Consider the following 18708-nt stretch of genomic DNA (forward strand, 5'->3'; position numbering starts at 1 on the left):
TCAATTTGTTTTGGTGATGATAAATGACAAACAATGCGATTGATCTGCAATGATTTCAATACCAAAACCCATTTTTTTTATCAACAAGGGAACATCTCGGCGTGAACCAGGGTCAGACAAGAGTACATGTAATTTTTCATCCAGATCCATTTGCTTCAGTAAAAGTTTTACTTTTACCAAAGGATAAGGACAAACATAGGGTGTTAAATCAATTAAAATCATTATCAACTTGCTTTAAACAATCTAGGGCTATTATCCTAGTTTGGACAATAAACCACAAGCAATGTAAATTAAGCATTCTTGTTGGTTAAGATTAAATTTTCGATTCAATCATCATAAAGGTTCCGTTTGCGTAAATTATCATTATTGACCTTTTCAAAAACACTGGCCGCTAGTGCTATTAGCGTTTTGTTTGCTGCCAGTATTGGCCACAGCTTTGCCAATAACGATCTTCCTGATCTTGGCACCGCAGCGGTCAATACTTTTAGTTTAGAAAAAGAAACCGTTTACGGTGATGCCTATATGCGCGTTATACGTTCTTCGGCACCCGTGCTCAGTGACCCGGTGCTGAATCAATATTTATCAGAACTGGGAAATAAGCTGGTTGCTAATGCCACTGGAGTAAAAACACCCTTTTACTTTTTTTTACTGCGCAATGATGAAATCAACGCTTTTGCTTTTTTTGGTGGTCATGTTGGAGTACATAGCGGATTATTTTTAAATGCCGATACCGAAAGTGAATTAGCATCGGTATTAGCCCACGAAATTTCTCACGTCACCCAACGACATTTAGCTCGCTCACTTGAAGCACAAGAAAAGAGTTCGACGGCGACTATTGTGGGGATGTTAGGGGCTATTTTATTAACGATTGCCGCACCTCAAGCCGGTATGGCTGCGCTAGCAACAACTCAAGCATTAGCCACACAATCTAAAATTAACTATACTCGGTTACATGAAAAAGAAGCCGACCGTATTGGAATGCAAATTCTTGTAGATGCTGGATTTGATCCCAATGCTGCCGCTACATTTTTTGGTCAACTTGCTATTCGCTATCGCTTTACCACGACGCCACCGCAAATGTTACTGACACATCCGTTACCAGAATCACGTATTACCGAGGCGCGTAATCGCGCGGCTCAGTACCCTAAACATAATGTTCCTAATAGTTTAAACTTTCAGTTAGCTAAAGCCCGTATCCAAGTACGCTTTTCCAGTTTTAGTGATGATGCAGCGTTATCTTTGTTTGATCAACAACTAAAAAAGAACGAATACTCTTTTAAAGAGGCTGCACTCTATGGCAAAGCCTTAGCACTTTTCCGTTTAGAGAAATTTGATCAAGCTGAAGTCATTATTGATGGGTTACTTAAACAAGATGACAATAATCTGTTTTACATCGACACCAAAACAGACTTATTAGATCAGAAAAAAGATTTTGCGGGGGCGATAGCATTATTAGAAGCTCAACGGAAATTAAAACCGACCTCACAAGTGGTCAACGCTAACTTAGCCAATATTTATGTTCAGGCAGATCAGCCTAAAAAAGCTATCCCGCTGTTAGAAGAACTGATATTTTTCGATAAACAGAACATGTTGCCATATCAAATTATGGCTGATGCATACCGTAAGCTAGACAACAAAGCACTTGAGTATTACAGCAATGCTGAACTGATGGCCTTATCGGCGAACTATAAAGGTGCGATTGACCAACTCAATTATGCCTATCGCTATTCCGATGGCCAAACCTTACAACTGGCGCGAATTGAAGCGAGAATAAGGCAGTTTAGACAAGCGGATAGAGCTATGGAGGCATTAAAATAGCTGCGATAATCTAACCTTATAAGCAATTCTTTGATAGAATAATGACAAACAATAAACCCACTTATTGTTTGCCATTTTTTTAATGACGGACTATGACCATGACAACCACAAAAACGACGATACTACATAACCCGCGCTGTTCAAAAAGTCGTGAAACATTGGCATTGCTGCAAGCAAATAATGCCGATGTCACTGTTGTTGAATATTTAAAGACGCCACCCACTACCGCAGAAATCCATACAATATTACAGCAACTTGGCTTAACGGCTCGCCAACTTATGCGCACCAAAGAAGACGAATATAAAGCTCAGAATTTGGCGGATACATCGTTATCGGAAGCTCAACTTATCGCTGCAATGGTAGCAACACCTAAATTAATTGAGCGCCCTATTGTGTTAGCGAACAACAAAGCTGCCATTGGTCGTCCACCTGAAAATGTTTTGTCTATTCTTTAACGAGTAAAATAATGACTTCACAAACCTTGTTTCAACTAAGTCGAATTGGTTACCTTGCATTACTCTTGTTGCTCAGCGGCTGGTTTATTCAACAAGGTATAAATGGAACTTACTCGCTAGGATTCAGCTTAATATGGATTGTACCTTTATTGTTGCCGCTAAAAGGTATTTTAACGGGTAACCCATACACTTATGCATGGGCGAGTTTTATTCTGTGTTTGTATTTATTACATGGATTAACCCTAGCTTATGTCACCACTGACGCCCTTGTTTTTGCCCTAATTGAATCGGTGCTTATTTGCGTACTACTTGTCAGTTTTCCGTTTTATGCCCGCATACGTGGCCGAGAGTTGGGATTAGGGTTAAAGAAAAAATCTGAGCAACAATAACCAACCTTCATTTTTGTTGCCTCACTAAGCGCCTTCGGGCGCTTTTTTGTTAGTTGCATTTATACAAAACAGCATGCTACATTATTTTGCTAACAGGATGTTATAAAAATGTATTTTTAAATAATAATAAAATAGACAGGGAGGTTTAATGAAGTTATCGCAAAATTTAGGGATCTACAGTCTTTTAGCCAGTGCCATACTAGTTAGCGCCTGCGGAGGAGATTCAGACAATAACAATCCAGGTGTACCTACCTCATCCACTTTCGAAATCTGCAGTGAAAATATTACTTATTCCATTGCCGACACAAACTCTCAACTGACTTTTATTCTTGAACACGATTATGCCAAAGACAAACCAGGTAGCATTATTGCCAGTATCAATGAACAAGACAGTATTGGAAAAACATTTTTGTGGCAGCAGATTTCAGGACCCAGTCTTGAACTTGCTGCAGTTAATAGCCAAGTATTAGCATTCACACCCACAAGTAACCAAGATTACGCTTTTAAAGTGACGGTCTCTGGCGATAACATCAACATTGAAGAAACGGTATCAATTACTGCCGATTCTAATGACAATCTTTTACGCATTAATAGCGATCATCAAATGGTGAATAGAACTGATGCGAGTTTGCGTATACAGAATATAAACGGCCAAGTACCTGAAAATATCAGTTGGTGCATGTATCCGAGTGCTAATAATAAAGCCTTTACCAACGTGGATTTAAGTGACATAAATAGGCCGTTTTTTGTTGCGCCAAACGTCGATACCGATCAACTATTCAGTCTTAAAGCCACTGCCACATTTGACGGCCAAACCATTAGTGATGACGTCAATTTACTCGTAACCAAAGAAAAAACCACCCCATCGGACGCCTACTTCAGCTACCCCATTGCACGAATGCACCCTTACAAGCCTGACTCACCATATGCAAACCAACTAATCTCTTGTGTTTACTCGAACCAATTCGTTGATCCATGCAACATCATTAATGAGTTGCCCTTTATTAGCCAAGATACCAATCTCGATCCTATCGATACGATTATGGACAGAGTGGTCGTGTCGCACGACTGGATGGGGGCAAACTTTGAAGCCTATTTACGTACACAAACTCATAATGATTTTGTAGAATTGTTGCAATCAGTGACTGCTGTCGTCATCAGTTACGATATCAGACCAGCCTTTTATACTGGTTTTATAGGAGCAATATATCTTGATCCTGAATACCTGTGGCTAACTTCTGCCCAGCGAGATACGATTAATGAAACGCCTGATTATCGCAGCAACTTTGGTGAAGACCTGAATTATTTATCTCCCTATCGTTATGTTAAAGATAATGCTTATGCAAGTGAATACATAGAAAAAGGTAATCGCATCAACCGCACGATTGACAGCATGTCTTATGATTTAGCTGATTTGCTCTATCATGAACTGGCTCACGCAAATGATTATTATCCACAAAGCATGCATGCCAATATTCAAGGACCTACCTTAATAGACGAATATCAGCGTCGTGATGAATCGAATGCCATGACATCAGCTCAACTCAATATACGCTATCCATTAACCAGTAATGAGATGTATGGTCTTGCAAAAGTAAATCATGCCGGTGAATCTGCAAATAACACCCAAAAAGCCTATACTCCAAGTGATGTAGCGCTATTTTTCTCAAGTGACCTCGCCAACGATGATTATGCTTATTCATCAACACGAGAAGATGTTGCCATGCTATTTGAAGAAGTGATGTTGAGCCATCGATATGGTATTTTGCGTGATATCGCCATTACTGACAAACCAGAAATTGAGACAAGCTCGACGATTGTGGTTGAATGGGGCCAACGCGGCCGAGTCGGTCAACCTGAGTTATACGATCGCGCTAGTTACGTCTTGAGCCAAATGTTACCTGAAATAGAGGTAAGACAAGTGATGGATGGTTTACCTGCACCAGTAGCGTTAGTTAAAGGCCAAACCTGGGCACAAAACTTGCTTCTAACAACTGATCCATCAAAATCTTCACAGAAAATTTCATCACAAACTGAAAAAAATTCTGTTGACACTAGACCATTGCAATTTAGTGGCAGTGATCACGTGAAGCAATAAGCCATTGACTCACGCAATAAAAAACGCCAAATGAATGCATTTGGCGTTTTTTATTGTCTAATCGGATAGACTGATGGCGATAATTTTATTTCTAATGAATTAAACCCTAAGGCACTAAAGGCTAAGCATCTCTTTAATAAACGGGATGGTTAACTTACGTTGGTGCACCATCGAAGCTTTATCTAATTTATCGAGTACATCAAACAAAGAACGTAAATCACGCGCCATTCGAGTCAGTAAAAATCGTCCTACGTCATCTGACAACTGCAGTCCTCGCATTGCCGCTCGGCGTTGCAAAGCAACTAGTTTTTCGTCGTCTGCCATCGGTTGAAGTTGATAAATTAAGCCCCACTGCATACGAGAAACCAGATCTGGCAACAAAAAACCCGTTTCAGAAGGTGAAGCTTTGCCGCTGACAATCAGGCGGCAATCTTGTTGTTCAGCAATACGATTATACAAATGAAAAATCGCTTCTTCCCATATAAGGTTACCCGCTATCGCTTCTATATCATCAATACAAATCAATTCAAGAGATTCTAGGCCCTCAAATAATGCCGGTGAAATGCTTGCGTGGATACCTAATGGAATATAGAGAGTGCGGCGTTCCGAGTCATTAGCATGGGCGCAGGCAGCATGCATTAAATGTGTTCGGCCTGATTTTTCAGGACCATAGACATATAAAGAAGAAGCCAACCTCCCCTCAGCACTGGCTTGAAGTTTTTGGATCAACTCGTCGTTACCCGAAGCCGGGTAATAACTTTGGAAGGTTTCATCGTCAGGTAAATAAACGGGTAAAGATAATTGTCTTGGTGAGTTTTGTGTCACTCAGATAGGTCTCAAAATCATAAACGAACTAACACTATTATATACCTAAGTCGCTCAATTATGCGAGTTTCAACGACAAACCTGCACATAACGAGTCTTGGTACAGTATTTAACGCTGCACTATTACAATGTACCGCGCACCAGTAATACTTATTAGCCTAACCATTGATAAATCAATTTGGGTTTGGTGTCGTCAGTCTTAGACTCATAAAATGACTCTACACTGCCCTTTGTATCTAATTGTGATAGCCGACTATCAATATTAAGCAGCCGCTGTAAATCGTCTACACTACTAAACAGCGCTATCGAGTAAGTAGCAGAATCACCCTTGAACTGGCTAAGCTTAATCGACTTTACTGCACTGAGCTGACGAAGATAGGTCTCAACATGCACCACTTGAATCATGTTATTTAACCCAGTAAAGCTGACTTGTGTTGCAACATCACTACCTGTAGAGGCGATTGCATACTGGCTAATATAATAATCGGCCAGAATGTTCATCATTTGTTTAGTCGCTTGTTTATAATCAGCAGCATTACCTTGTTGTGAAATTAATGCTTGTAACACGCCATTAGTTCTATTTTTATCAAATAATTTAAAGGAGAAATGGACATTACCGCCTTGAGTGTCCACATTCGCAACGGCAAAGTAATCCGCTTGATAACGCGCAGATGCATTGGCTAATACATCAGTAAACATCCCTCGTACATCAGTGATACTCACTTGCATAACATCATCCAAGTCCATAATCGGCAGCAATAATGGTATGCCTTTATTAGTAGACTCTTGAGCCAACTCAATACGAATATCTGCCGAAGAAGCATCAGCTAACACAGTCGGCTCATTGTTCTCATTGACAGACATCCATAACAGGGTCAAGGGTCGCTGACTACCCCAAACAGGTAAACCTGCTTGACGTAACGTTGAAATAATCCGTTGATGGTCAAAACTGGCCTTGAGCATTAGCTCGCCATTTTTTTCATAATAACCATATTGAGTCAAAATGACTTCTGGTGTATTAATTTGAGCCTTAACCAATGGATTTAACACCACGCTAGGCAGACCAGAATTTTTTATGAAAACGGCAGCTAATGCCTCTTTGAGGCCGTGATCTTTAACATCGTTTGCGCGTGAGCTTACCGCAATATCCGCTTCATCAAGCTTGCCGACTTCTGCAGCTTGCACGAGCGCGATTGAGGTAAGCGCAAACAGGGGTAACACAATGAGATTAATTAGTTTTTTCAGCATCTGATAACATAAACGCAGCAAATAAAAGTAGGCAAATTATATCATAATAAAATTTCATCGAGTAATAGATAACGAAAACTCTTTTTTGCACAAACATATTGAAAGGAAGTGATTGATCTTTTGAGATAAATTTTACAACAGTTTATGGCCGTTTTATCCAAGGCAACGTTTATGGTGTGTCGATGTTCGAGATGAATAAGTGATAATGCAGTAGAAAGAAGCCACAAACGCTGCCGGAGGGTTCGGCTAAACCGCGGTAATGATGTTAAGCAAGTGTCTTTGTAAGCTAGGGTCTTTGTTACAAGAGACAGGCTTACTTAGAGACTTTGTCTCTAACACTTGCGCCGCATCATTTTAAGCAAAGAGCTAACTCGCTTATCGCGAAAAAATTTTGACAGCTCGAGTTCAACAAGACCTGGGTATTGTAGCCATATCGAATAACAATAATCGCTACAGCGCCCTATAAGTTGTTATGCATATGATCGCTTTTATGTGACAATTCGCGCCGTTTAATCACACGCTAACTTTCTAATCAAAGATGGAGAAAAATATGAAACGCGTGTTAATTCCGCTACAAGGCGCACAAATGTTATTTGTCGCTTTTGGTGCACTAGTGCTAATGCCGTTATTAACGGGCCTAGACACAAGTGTTGCCTTGTTTACTGCCGGTTTCGGTACCCTACTGTTTCAATTAGTCACCAAACGTCAAGTCCCCGTCTTTCTCGCTTCTTCCTTTGCCTTTATCGCGCCGATTTTATATGGCGTACAAACATGGGGTATTCCTGCCACCATGGGCGGATTAATGGCTGCAGGTGGTATGTATATGCTACTTGGATTAACAGTAAAGTTACGTGGCACAAAATTTATTCATACTCTATTGCCTCCTGTTGTCGTTGGCCCAGTCATCATGATCATTGGTTTAGGCTTGGCACCGGTTGCGGTCAATATGGCGTTAGGCAAAAGCGGTGATGGCAGTCTCATCATCGTCGAGCCAAATATCGCATTAATCATTTCTCTTTCTGCATTAATGACGACTATCATAGTCGCGGTATTTGCCAAAGGGTTAGTCCGTTTAATGCCTATTCTCGCCGGTATTTTAGTGGGTTATTCTGTCAGCTTAGCTAATGGTATTGTCGACTTTACGCCTGTCAGTGAAGCGCCTTGGTTCGCGATGCCAAACTTTGTGGCCCCTGAGTTTAACTGGCACGCGATATTATTTATGATCCCAGTCGCTATTGCCCCCGCGGTAGAACATATTGGCGATATTTTAGCGATATCAAATGTCACTAGAAAAGACTTTTTCAAAAAGCCTGGTTTACATCGCACCCTAATCGGCGATGGCATTGCTACGATTGCTGCATCGGCACTGGGCGGTCCTCCTAATACAACATACAGCGAGGTCACCGGCGCAGTTACACTGACTAAAAGCTTTGACCCGCGCATTATGACTTGGACTGCTATCACCGCGATTACCTTAGCCTTTATCGGCAAACTGGGCGCTATGATGCAAACCATTCCCGTTCCGGTCATGGGTGGCATTATGTGCTTACTGTTTGGCTCTATTGCAGCGGTGGGATTAAATACATTAATTCGTAATCAAGTCGATTTATCAGAACCACGCAATCTGAGTATTGTCGGGGTAACATTAGTGTTTGGTATTGGCGGAATGGCTTTTGGTATTGGCTCGTTCAGTTTAACAGGTATCAGCTTGTGCGGTATCGTGGCTATTTTCATGAACCTGATTTTACCTGCCGTGAGAAAGCCACAAACAGACGAGTAATATCCTTTTACAGCATCGTTAAGTAAACACATATAAAATGTAAAATAAAAAAGCCCCAATAGCGATTAGCATTGGGGCTTTTTATTGAACGCTTAACGCACTCAATCAATAGCAATTATTCTGCAGCATCTTCTGTACGGAACTTATCAGCTGTCGCTTTGATGATTGGCTGAAGTTCACCTTTTTGGAACATTTCAGTGATGATGTCACAACCACCAATCAATTCGCCTTCAACCCATAATTGTGGGAATGTTGGCCAATTAGCAAATTTTGGTAATTCAGCACGAATATCTGGGTGCTGTAAAATATCTACGAAGGCAAATTGTTCACCACAGTTGATCATCACTTGAGCAACTTGAGATGAAAATCCACAGCTTGGTAGTTTAGGCGAACCTTTCATGTACACAATAATTGGGTTTTCGCTAATTTGCTGTTTAATCTTTTCTACAGTTTCCATTTGATTTCCTAATTACAACGACTGAACATATAGTGACTATTGTACGACACCTAGACAAAGAACAAAATGCCACAGTTTGTAGGGTTTTTTTAAAATCGATAAAATCGATTACTGCAATCCACATAATTCCCTAAACAATGATTCACATCACAAAAATAATCAGTACAATGGTCCTAAATGAATGTTACCTGATGGGTAAACAAAACGATAACCTGAATCCATGGAGAAATACTAATGGCTTTCGAACTACCAGCATTACCTTATGCAAAGAACGCACTTGAACCACACATTTCTCAAGAAACCATTGAGTTCCATTATGGTAAGCATCACAACACCTATGTGGTAAAACTAAACGGTTTAGTTGAAGGAACTGAATTTGCTGGCAAAACACTAGAAGAAGTTGTTAAAACTTCAACTGGTGGTATGTTCAACAACTCAGCTCAAGTTTGGAACCACACTTTTTACTGGAACTGCTTAGCACCTAACGCTGGCGGCGAAGCAACTGGCGATATCGCTGCTGCTATCAATGCTTCTTTTGGTTCTTTTGAAGAATTCAAAGCTAAATTTACCGATTCTGCAGTAAACAACTTCGGTAGCGCTTGGACATGGTTAGTGAAAAAAGCTGACGGTTCATTAGCGATTGTTAACACTAGCAATGCTGCTACTCCATTAACTGACGAATCAGTTACCATTCTATTAACGGTAGACGTATGGGAACATGCTTACTACGTTGATTACCGTAACGCACGTCCAGAGTATTTAGCTCACTTCTGGCAACTTGTTAACTGGGAATTTGTTAACAACAACTTTGCTGCTTAATGTTAATTAATAGCAAAAATCAAAGGAGCCGTTAAGGCTCCTTTTTTATGCATTAAAATCCACCAAAAGTACCACGACTCTGACAGCTTTATTTTTGCAACTATTGCAAATGCTACTGTTTGTCTTTGTTTTTATTTAATTTATTTTTCATTAAAACTTCGCCAAGTTATTTTTCCTGTCCTACACTTTAGTCGTAAAGCCTAATATTGCGCCACCGACTCATCACCACATTATAGACCATCGCGTTAATCACTCTGGCTTTTTAAGCAATACAACTGCACGTTTTTAAGGGGTTACTATGGGCATTTTTGAGCATTATCAACAACGTTATCAAAAAAAACGCGACGAAGAATATACCTTAGAGCAATTTCTCGCTATCTGTAAACAAGATAAAAGTGCCTTTGCATCTGCTGCTGAACGTTTATTAATGGCCATTGGTGAACCGCAGATCATCGACACAGCAAAAAATCCGATCTTAAGTCGAATATTTTCTAATCGTGTTATTGCAAGCTATCCATCGTTTAAAGATTTCTATGGCATGGAGGACGCGATTGAACAAATTGTGGCCTATTTAAAACATTCTGCTCAAGGCTTAGAAGAATCAAAACAAATATTGTATCTATTAGGCCCTGTCGGTGGCGGTAAATCATCGCTAGCCGAAAAACTCAAAGCATTGATGCAGCAAGTGCCCATTTATATATTAAGTGCCGATGGCATTCGCAGCCCTGTCAACGACCATCCTTTTTGCTTGTTTGACCCAGAAGAAGATAGCGAATTACTTAAAAACGAATACAACATTCCCAGCCGTTATATTAAAACAATTATGTCTCCTTGGGCGGTAAAACGTTTACATCAATATGGTGGTGATATTGCTAAATTTCGAGTGGTTAAAGTTTATCCGTCGATATTAGACCAAATTGGTATCGCCAAAACAGAACCCGGGGATGAAAACAATCAAGATATATCAGCACTAGTGGGTAAAGTTGATATTCGTCAGTTAGAACATTTCTCACAAGATGATGCCGATGCCTACGCCTACTCTGGAGCATTATGTCGAGCCAACCAAGGATTAATGGAGTTTGTCGAAATGTTTAAAGCGCCGATTAAGGTGCTCCATCCATTATTGACCGCTACACAGGAAGGCAATTATAACAGCACTGAAGGCTTGTCTGCGTTACCGTACAACGGCATTATTTTGGCCCATTCCAATGAATCCGAATGGTCGACGTTTAGAAACAATAAAAACAATGAGGCGTTTTTAGATCGCGTCTATATCGTTAAGGTGCCCTACTGCTTACGGGTTTCTGAAGAGATGGAAATTTATCAAAAATTGTTAGCCAACTCCGAATTATCAACTGCATCTTGCGCACCAGGCACACTTGAAACCCTGGCTCAATTTAGCGTGTTATCACGTTTGATCGCACCTGAAAACTCATCGATTTATTCAAAAATGCGCGTCTATAACGGTGAAAGCTTAAAAGACACCGATCCTAAAGCCAAATCCTACCAAGAATACCGAGATTACGCCGGCGTAGATGAAGGCATGCAAGGTTTATCGACTCGTTTCGCCTTTAAGATTTTATCAAGAGTATTCAATTTTGACAGTGCAGAAATAGCGGCCAATCCGGTTCATTTATTTTATGTACTCGAAAAGCAAATTGAACAAATGCAATTTCCCAATGACATTAGCGAAAAATATCTAGAGTTTCTGAAAGGTTATTTAATCCCTAAATATGTTGAATTTATTGGTAAAGAAATTCAAACCGCCTATCTTGAGTCTTATTCAGAATACGGACAAAACATTTTTGATCGCTATGTCACCTATGCAGATTTTTGGATCCAAGATCAAGAATATCGAGATCCTGAAACCGGACAATTATTTGATCGTGGAGCACTCAATGCTGAACTAGAGAAAATAGAAAAGCCAGCGGGGATAAGTAATCCAAAAGATTTCCGTAATGAGATTGTCAATTTTGTCTTACGTGCGAGAGCCAATAATGAAGGCAATAATCCGTTGTGGACCAGCTATGAAAAGCTGCGCATTGTCATAGAAAAGAAAATGTTTTCTAATACAGAAGATCTGTTACCGGTTATTTCATTTAACGGCAAAACATCCAATGATGATCAGCGTAAGCATGACGATTTTGTTAATCGCATGATGGAAAAAGGCTACACCAAAAAACAAGTCAGATTATTGTCAGAATGGTATTTACGAGTGCGGAAATCATCGTAAAAACCCAATATTGGCAGAGTAGATAGTCAATGACTCTGGCAGAAATATGACTTGGGAGAGGCGTATGGCTAATTTTATTGATAGACGACTCAACGCAAAAGGCAAGAGCACCGTTAATCGGCAGCGTTTTATTGAACGTTACAAAAAACAAATCAAAAAAGCCGTCGGTGATGCGGTAACACGTCGCAGTGTCACTGATATTGATAAAGGAGAAGAGATCAGTATTCCGACTCGAGATCTCAGTGAACCGCTGTTTAGACAAGGTCAAGGCGGGAAGCGTGATCGTGTTCACCCGGGTAATGATCAATTTAATCGCGGTGATCAAATTCAACGCCCTAAGGGCGGACAAGGAAATGGATCTGGACAGGGCGAAGCTTCAAACTCTGGTGAGGGAGATGACGATTTTGTGTTTCAAATATCAAAAGATGAATATTTGGAACTGTTATTTGAAGATTTAGAATTGCCCAACTTGCAAAAAAACCGCCTCAATAAACTGATAGAGTACCAAACTTACCGTGCAGGCTTCACCAATGATGGTGTACCAGCCAATATTAATATTGTCAGATCGATACGTTCATCACTTGCAAGGCGCATTGCCATGAGTGGTGGAAAAAAGAAAGCGCTCAAACAATTAGAAGCCGAATTAGCGTTACTTGAAGATACGCCAGGGGCCAAAGCTGAGATAATTTTAGCCATTAAAGAACAAATATCAGTACTCAAGCAGCAAATCGCTAAAGTGCCCTTTCTTGATACCTTTGATTTACGTTATAACAACTATGCCAAACGTGAAATCCCCTCCAGCCAAGCGGTAATGTTCTGTTTAATGGACGTATCTGGCTCTATGGATCAAACAACCAAGGATATGGCTAAGCGTTTTTATATTCTGCTGTACCTATTTCTTACTCGCAGTTATCAAAACCTCGAGGTGGTCTATATTCGCCACCATACACAAGCCAAAGAAGTTGATGAACACGAGTTTTTTTACTCACAAGAAACCGGTGGAACTATCGTATCAAGTGCGTTAAAACTGATGCACGAAATACAACAAGCACGTTACCCCGAAACTGAATGGAATATTTATGCTGCTCAAGCATCTGACGGCGATAATTGGTCTGATGACTCCCCAACTTGCCATGAAATACTGGCGAAACATATTTTACCAAAAGTGCGTTACTTCAGTTATATAGAGATAAGCCATCGAGCTCATCAGACGCTGTGGGACCAGTATGAACAACTACAACAGCAGTTTGATAACATTGCGGTACAGCATATTCACCAAGTTGAAGATATCTACCCTGTATTTCGCGAACTTTTTAAAAAACAAGCTATATAGGGGGCTATCATGGTTCAAAAAAAACGTAACCCGTTAGATGATGGACCCGAGTGGACATTTGATTTACTAAAACAATATCAACAAGAAATAGAAAAAGCAGCGGCTTTTTTTAAGCTTGATACTTACCCGAATCAAATTGAAATCATTACTGCAGAACAAATGATGGATGCATATGCAGGTATTGGGATGCCGATTGGTTATACTCATTGGTCATTTGGAAAACGTTTTATCCAAACAGAACAAGGCTACAAACGTGGTCAAATGGGCTTGGCGTATGAAATTGTTATCAATTCAGACCCCTGCATTGCCTATTTAATGGAAGAAAATACCATCACCATGCAAGCGTTAGTTATGGCTCATGCTTGTTATGGACATAATAGTTTTTTTAAAAATAACTATTTGTTTAACACTTGGACTGATGCAAGCTCTATTATCGATTACTTAGTATTTGCTAAAAATTATATCCGTGAATGTGAATTACGTTATGGTGTTGAACAAGTCGAACTGATCTTAGATTCTTGCCATGCATTAATGAATTACGGTGTTGACCGCTATAAGCGTCCTGCTGAAGTGTCATTTAAAGAAGAACAAGCAAGACAACAAGAGCGAGAGAATTATTTACAGAGCCAAGTAAATGACTTATGGCGAACGCTGCCGACATCACCACAAAAAGACAACCTTAAAACGACAGCCATTTTCCCCAGCGAACCCCAAGAGAATATTTTATATTTTATTGAAAAAAACGCGCCATTATTAGCCTCTTGGCAACGTGAATTAGTGCGCATTGTACGTAAAATGGCACAGTATTTTTATCCACAAAAGCAGACCCAAGTCATGAATGAAGGTTGGGCGACTTTTTGGCATTACACTATCCTGAATCACTTATATGATACAGGTAAAGTCACCGACCGTTTTATGCTCGAATTTTTACAAAATCACACCGCGGTAGTCGCACAACCGGCCTACAATAGTCCTTCTTACAACGGAATTAATCCTTATGCATTAGGGTTTGCAATGTTTATCGACATCAAACGAATTTGTGAAACGCCAACGGATGAGGATAAAAAGTGGTTCCCAGATATAGCAGGTAGCGATTGGCTCACTACGGTTCATTTTGCCATGGAGCACTTTAAAGATGAGAGTTTTATTAGCCAATATTTATCACCCAAAGTGATCCGTGACTTTAAATTATTTGGCGTTTTAGATGACCAAAAACGCAGTCAACTTTCAATATCAGCCATTCATGATGATCAAGGTTATCAAGACATTCGCAACATTTTATCGCAACAATATAACCTGTCGAATATAGAGCCCAATATTCAGGTGCAGAAAGTGCAAGTTGACGGTGATCGATCTATTATCTTACGGTACATTCCATTTGACAACATTCCGCTCGCAGACAACCATCAAGAGGTATTAAAACATTTGCATCGGTTATGGGGGTTTAACGTCACATTAGAACAAATTGATGACTCAGGCGACGTTAGCACACTCTCTACTTGCCCTGAAACAAAAGAGTACAGCATATCCACCTGACCTAACTAAGCACAGATATTGAGCCATAATTAACAGATAAAAAAACCAATCAATGTGATTGGTTTTTTTATATCTATGATTCGATATCCCAAGCGGATTAAGCAAGGATCATGATTCACAACTAACGTTAATTAGCTATTATCATGACCCATTTCAGCGGGCAAATCATCGCGCAGCTTTTGCCACATTTTGCCACTTTCAATACCATTAATACGCATTAGCGAAGGCACATCAGTATAATTTTTGTCTTTAGCTAGCGTTTCAAGTTTAAGATAAAAACGCATGGTTAATTCACGCGCTTCTTGGCTTGAAAAGTAATAGCGTCCAACACGATTGTAAAGGCCTTTGAATCCATTTAAAATCAAAACATACAATGGGTTGCCTGATGCAAAGGCTAATGTATGATGCAACTGATAATCAAATTCAGCATACGCTTCAGCCTCATTTTCTAAGCTGTGAATACCGGCCAAGACTTCAACCACTTTTTCGGGATTGTGACGGATTGATGCCCGAAAATATATGTTACTGACGTTACCACGAGCAGCCATTAGTTGATCGACTAATAATGGAAAACCATCAGGATTTAAATCAGCAATCGTCCCTAAAATATTCAACCCAGACGTTTCCCAAAAGTTATTCACTTGGGTAGGTTTACCATGTTGGATTTTCAACCAACCATCTCGAGCAAGACGTTGTAGCACTTCTCTTAACGTCGTGCGAGTAACACCGATAAGTTCAGAAAGCTCACGTTCAGCAGGTAAAATGGAACCAGGTGGAAATTTGTTTTCCCAAATGGAACGAACAATATATTTCTCGGCAAAACTTGCTGGCCCTTTGGCATTGATGATCATCAGCCTTCATATCCTATTGCTAAACAATGACGAAACTATTATTACTGATCATACCAGAGCGGTGGAAAATAAAAACCATTGTTTAATCACCACTCTCTTAACGATTGATTTTCGAACAACTCTAGTCTATTCAAATGTCATTAATTGAATGCACATCACATTAAACCACTGTAATCATGAACATATCAGCAATTTAAGTCATAAAACCAAACAGATTTAGTATATACTGATGTAGATATTTTATTATCTTTATGTTGTTTTTTTTACCAAATAACAACGTTACAATTCGATTTTTTTTAGGCTACACTATCGATAAAATAACAGCCATGCAGCGTTAGCCACATACATTCTTGTACTAACTCATTGTTTGCTATATCAAGATATCGTTATTAAACAGAAAATAATGGGTCATAATCCTCTATTTATCGAATGGCATTTTAACTCAATTAACCAAAAATTGATTTTTATCAAGTTTTCGAATGTGAGTTGCCTCTATTCTTCCGAATCTGTTAAACATAATGATGTGTTGTAAGCTATCAAATATGGTATCCATACCGTCACAATAACAATATCGGAGAGGCTACTATGCCTGTAACCAGAGGTAAGGCGTTGTTTGTCAATTTTTTAGGCAAATCACCTAAATGGTACAAATACGCAATTTTGGCGTTTTTAGTAATTAATCCCCTGCTGTTTTTTTATGTCAGTCCATTTTTCGCCGGCTGGGTTTTAGTGGTTGAATTTATTTTCACCCTTGCCATGGCGCTTAAATGTTATCCATTGCAACCCGGTGGTTTGTTAGCCATACAAGCCGTAATTATCGGTATGACATCTGCCTCACAGGTTCTTCATGAAATTGAAGCCAACTTAGAAGTTTTATTACTCTTGATCTTTATGGTCGCCGGTATTTACTTTATGAAACAGTTACTACTGTTCGTATTTACCAAAATGATCACAAAAGTGCGTTCTAAAATTATCGTGTCCTTGATGTTTTGTATTGCATCAGCTTTTTTGTCTGCGTTTTTAGATGCCTTAACGGTCATCGCGGTTATTATTGCTGTTGCAGTAGGTTTTTACTCTATCTATCACAAAGTCGCGTCAGGCAAGAGTTTTAGTGATGGTAACAGTGACGATGCTAGTCATGACCATACTTCTGAAACAACTGGACAGCTTGACCACGATGAATTGGAAGCGTTCCGAGCCTTTTTACGTAACTTATTAATGCACTCAGGTATTGGTACCGCGTTAGGTGGTGTATGTACCATGGTTGGTGAACCACAAAACTTGATCATTGCTGCGCAGGCCCATTGGCAATTTGGCGAATTCTTTCTACGAATGTCCCCAGTGACCATGCCTGTATTGGTTGCGGGTATATTGACTTGTTTTCTTGTCGAAAAATTCAAAGTTTTTGGTTATGGCGCTCAATTACCCGACGCTGTACACCGTATTTTATCTGATTATGCAGCCCATGAAGACTCGCACCGAACAGATCAAGATAAAATGAAACTGGTTGTCCAAGCCTTAATTGGTGTTTGGTTAATTGCAGGCTTGGCACTTCACTTAGCTTCTGTTGGCCTCATTGGTTTATCTGTTATTATTTTAACCACTGCATTTAATGGCGTTACTGATGAACATGCGCTCGGAAAAGCTTTTGAAGAAGCACTGCCTTTCACTGCATTATTAGCGGTATTTTTTGCCATTGTTGGTGTGATCATTGACCAGGATCTGTTTGCACCAGTTATCCAGTGGGCATTAGGTTATGAAGGAAATATGCAGTTAGTGATTTTCTACATTGCTAACGGCTTATTGTCTATGGTCAGTGATAACGTGTTTGTGGGTACTGTTTACATTAATGAAGTAAAAGCTGCATTGATGAGTGGCCAAATCACTCGAGACCAATTTGACTTGCTTGCGGTGGCGATTAATACCGGTACTAACCTGCCTTCAGTAGCAACGCCGAATGGACAAGCTGCATTCTTGTTCTTGTTAACGTCGGCTATAGCACCGTTAATTCGCTTGTCTTATGGCCGTATGGTATGGATGGCTTTACCTTATACCATTGTATTATCTATTGTCGGTGTATTGGCTATTGAAACCGGTTTCTTAGTCGATATGACTAATATGCTCTATGAAACTCAATTATTAATCCACCACTCAGCCAAAGACATCACTGGTGCTGCAATGGGTCATTAATTAAATCTCGTTATTGGACTTAGCAGTTAAATTATCTTAAAGTCTCTACAGTCTATTAGAACACCCTCATTTGAGGGTGTTTTTTTCTATCACAACGTTTATTAGGAACTGAAATTGTCGCAATTACAGCAGTTTTGTCGTAGCCGTATTTCTTGGGGTTTATTGTTATTATCCGCTATTGGGCTAGAGTTAGCGGCCCTATTTTTTCAATATGGCATGGATCTAGCGCCTTGTGTGATGTGCATTTACATCCGAGTTGCGGTACTCGGTATTTTTCTGGCTGGGCTTATAGGCATGCTACAACCTGAAGTGTGGTTTTTACGCCTAGTAGGTATGGTCGGTTGGGCAATCTCTGCTGTGTGGGGCTTACAATTAGCGTATGAATTAAATGATATGCAGGTTAATCCGTCACCTTTTGCTACTTGCTCTTTTTACCCTGAGTTCCCCAGCTTTATGCCATTGGACACATGGTTGCCTTCAGTATTCTCGCCGACAGGCATGTGCAGTGACTCACCATGGTCATGGCTTTCTGTTAGCATGGCCCAGTGGATGATGGTTGGTTTTGCTGTTTATTGTGTAATCTGGTTATTAATGTTGTTGCCGGCGCTTAAACCAGCAAGATAAACCAGCAAAAGTAAGCGTGAAGAGTAAATTAAGCATCAAAAGACCTCATTGA

At 39.9% G+C, this 18708-nt stretch carries 16 protein-coding genes; 11 read left to right on the forward strand and 5 right to left on the reverse strand.

The window, feature by feature from the left end; genetic code table 11:
• The gene (locus AAEY93_RS12545; protein ID WP_101031912.1) at window positions 1-222 is read right to left on the reverse strand and encodes a sulfurtransferase TusA family protein; all 222 of its coding nucleotides are present in this window, start codon (window positions 220-222) and stop codon (window positions 1-3) included.
• A 126-nt stretch (window positions 223-348) separates the two neighbouring features.
• On the opposite strand from AAEY93_RS12545, the gene bepA reads away from it, so the two are divergent.
• From bepA to AAEY93_RS12565, 4 genes are all read left to right on the forward strand, one after another.
• Window positions 349-1818 carry a beta-barrel assembly-enhancing protease gene (gene bepA / locus AAEY93_RS12550; protein WP_101031913.1) on the forward strand — a complete coding sequence of 490 codons (1470 nt, stop codon included), beginning with the start codon at window positions 349-351 and terminating at the stop codon, window positions 1816-1818.
• Between the two features lie 98 nt (window positions 1819-1916).
• Complete coding sequence (gene arsC, locus AAEY93_RS12555) at window positions 1917-2273, forward strand: arsenate reductase (glutaredoxin) (protein ID WP_101034680.1); 357 nt, start codon at window positions 1917-1919, stop codon at window positions 2271-2273.
• An 11-nt stretch (window positions 2274-2284) separates the two neighbouring features.
• Window positions 2285-2662 (forward strand): DUF2069 domain-containing protein, encoded by a 378-nt coding sequence (locus AAEY93_RS12560; RefSeq protein WP_101031914.1) that lies wholly within the window; start codon window positions 2285-2287, stop codon window positions 2660-2662.
• Window positions 2663-2810: 148 nt separating this feature from the next.
• Window positions 2811-4760 (forward strand): hypothetical protein, encoded by a 1950-nt coding sequence (locus AAEY93_RS12565; protein WP_351077313.1) that lies wholly within the window; start codon window positions 2811-2813, stop codon window positions 4758-4760.
• A gap of 114 nt (window positions 4761-4874) precedes the next feature.
• On the opposite strand, the gene hda is transcribed toward AAEY93_RS12565, so the two are convergent.
• Both hda and AAEY93_RS12575 read right to left on the reverse strand, forming a co-directional pair.
• Window positions 4875-5585 carry a DnaA inactivator Hda gene (hda, locus tag AAEY93_RS12570; protein WP_101031916.1) on the reverse strand — a complete coding sequence of 237 codons (711 nt, stop codon included), beginning with the start codon at window positions 5583-5585 and terminating at the stop codon, window positions 4875-4877.
• A 153-nt stretch (window positions 5586-5738) separates the two neighbouring features.
• Window positions 5739-6833 carry a DUF2066 domain-containing protein gene (locus AAEY93_RS12575; protein WP_351077316.1) on the reverse strand — a complete coding sequence of 365 codons (1095 nt, stop codon included), beginning with the start codon at window positions 6831-6833 and terminating at the stop codon, window positions 5739-5741.
• Between the two features lie 550 nt (window positions 6834-7383).
• Here AAEY93_RS12575 and AAEY93_RS12580 point away from each other — a divergent pair.
• Complete coding sequence (locus AAEY93_RS12580; protein ID WP_101031918.1) at window positions 7384-8613, forward strand: uracil-xanthine permease family protein; 1230 nt, start codon at window positions 7384-7386, stop codon at window positions 8611-8613.
• A gap of 115 nt (window positions 8614-8728) precedes the next feature.
• Here AAEY93_RS12580 and grxD read toward each other — a convergent pair whose 3' ends face one another.
• Complete coding sequence (gene grxD, locus AAEY93_RS12585; protein WP_011637214.1) at window positions 8729-9070, reverse strand: Grx4 family monothiol glutaredoxin; 342 nt, start codon at window positions 9068-9070, stop codon at window positions 8729-8731.
• A 234-nt stretch (window positions 9071-9304) separates the two neighbouring features.
• Here grxD and sodB point away from each other — a divergent pair, with 234 nt between their 5' ends.
• The 4 genes from sodB to AAEY93_RS12605 all read left to right on the forward strand — a co-directional run bounded on the left by sodB (window position 9305) and on the right by AAEY93_RS12605 (window position 14991).
• Window positions 9305-9889: a superoxide dismutase [Fe] gene (gene sodB, locus AAEY93_RS12590; protein ID WP_101031919.1), complete on the forward strand. Its 585-nt coding sequence runs from the start codon at window positions 9305-9307 to the stop codon at window positions 9887-9889.
• A gap of 298 nt (window positions 9890-10187) precedes the next feature.
• A complete protein-coding gene (locus tag AAEY93_RS12595) occupies window positions 10188-12122 on the forward strand; it encodes a PrkA family serine protein kinase (protein WP_101031920.1) in 1935 nt (644 codons plus the stop codon).
• Between the two features lie 64 nt (window positions 12123-12186).
• Window positions 12187-13455: a YeaH/YhbH family protein gene (locus AAEY93_RS12600; protein ID WP_124011658.1), complete on the forward strand. Its 1269-nt coding sequence runs from the start codon at window positions 12187-12189 to the stop codon at window positions 13453-13455.
• A 9-nt stretch (window positions 13456-13464) separates the two neighbouring features.
• Window positions 13465-14991 (forward strand): SpoVR family protein, encoded by a 1527-nt coding sequence (locus tag AAEY93_RS12605; RefSeq protein WP_124011659.1) that lies wholly within the window; start codon window positions 13465-13467, stop codon window positions 14989-14991.
• Window positions 14992-15122: 131 nt separating this feature from the next.
• On the opposite strand, the gene fadR is transcribed toward AAEY93_RS12605, so the two are convergent.
• Complete coding sequence (gene fadR, locus AAEY93_RS12610; RefSeq protein ID WP_101031923.1) at window positions 15123-15842, reverse strand: fatty acid metabolism transcriptional regulator FadR; 720 nt, start codon at window positions 15840-15842, stop codon at window positions 15123-15125.
• Window positions 15843-16427: 585 nt separating this feature from the next.
• Here fadR and nhaB point away from each other — a divergent pair.
• A complete protein-coding gene (nhaB, locus tag AAEY93_RS12615; RefSeq protein WP_124011660.1) occupies window positions 16428-18032 on the forward strand; it encodes a sodium/proton antiporter NhaB in 1605 nt (534 codons plus the stop codon).
• Window positions 18033-18146: 114 nt separating this feature from the next.
• On the forward strand, window positions 18147-18656 hold the full coding sequence (dsbB, locus tag AAEY93_RS12620; RefSeq protein ID WP_124011661.1) for a disulfide bond formation protein DsbB: 510 nt from the start codon (window positions 18147-18149) through the stop codon (window positions 18654-18656).
• Window positions 18657-18708 lie beyond the last annotated feature (52 nt).

The organism is Shewanella sp. CAL98-MNA-CIBAN-0140 (assembly GCF_040309905.1).
GTDB classification, from domain to species: Bacteria; Pseudomonadota; Gammaproteobacteria; order Enterobacterales; family Shewanellaceae; genus Shewanella; species Shewanella psychromarinicola.

What these genes read in the sequence shown, in the direction of transcription:
- AAEY93_RS12605 (WP_124011659.1), top strand. Translation starts at nt 13,465, where the DNA reads ATGGTTCAAAAAAAACGTAACCCGTTAGATGATGGACCCGAGTGGACA.
- AAEY93_RS12565 (WP_351077313.1), top strand. Translation starts at nt 2,811, where the DNA reads ATGAAGTTATCGCAAAATTTAGGGATCTACAGTCTTTTAGCCAGTGCC.
- AAEY93_RS12600 (WP_124011658.1), top strand. Translation starts at nt 12,187, where the DNA reads ATGGCTAATTTTATTGATAGACGACTCAACGCAAAAGGCAAGAGCACC.
- AAEY93_RS12595 (WP_101031920.1), top strand. Translation starts at nt 10,188, where the DNA reads ATGGGCATTTTTGAGCATTATCAACAACGTTATCAAAAAAAACGCGAC.
- arsC (WP_101034680.1), top strand. Translation starts at nt 1,917, where the DNA reads ATGACAACCACAAAAACGACGATACTACATAACCCGCGCTGTTCAAAA.
- fadR (WP_101031923.1), bottom strand. Translation starts at nt 15,842, where the DNA reads ATGATCATCAATGCCAAAGGGCCAGCAAGTTTTGCCGAGAAATATATT.
- AAEY93_RS12575 (WP_351077316.1), bottom strand. Translation starts at nt 6,833, where the DNA reads ATGCTGAAAAAACTAATTAATCTCATTGTGTTACCCCTGTTTGCGCTT.
- AAEY93_RS12580 (WP_101031918.1), top strand. Translation starts at nt 7,384, where the DNA reads ATGAAACGCGTGTTAATTCCGCTACAAGGCGCACAAATGTTATTTGTC.
- AAEY93_RS12545 (WP_101031912.1), bottom strand. Translation starts at nt 222, where the DNA reads ATGATTTTAATTGATTTAACACCCTATGTTTGTCCTTATCCTTTGGTA.
- sodB (WP_101031919.1), top strand. Translation starts at nt 9,305, where the DNA reads ATGGCTTTCGAACTACCAGCATTACCTTATGCAAAGAACGCACTTGAA.
- AAEY93_RS12560 (WP_101031914.1), top strand. Translation starts at nt 2,285, where the DNA reads ATGACTTCACAAACCTTGTTTCAACTAAGTCGAATTGGTTACCTTGCA.
- nhaB (WP_124011660.1), top strand. Translation starts at nt 16,428, where the DNA reads ATGCCTGTAACCAGAGGTAAGGCGTTGTTTGTCAATTTTTTAGGCAAA.
- grxD (WP_011637214.1), bottom strand. Translation starts at nt 9,070, where the DNA reads ATGGAAACTGTAGAAAAGATTAAACAGCAAATTAGCGAAAACCCAATT.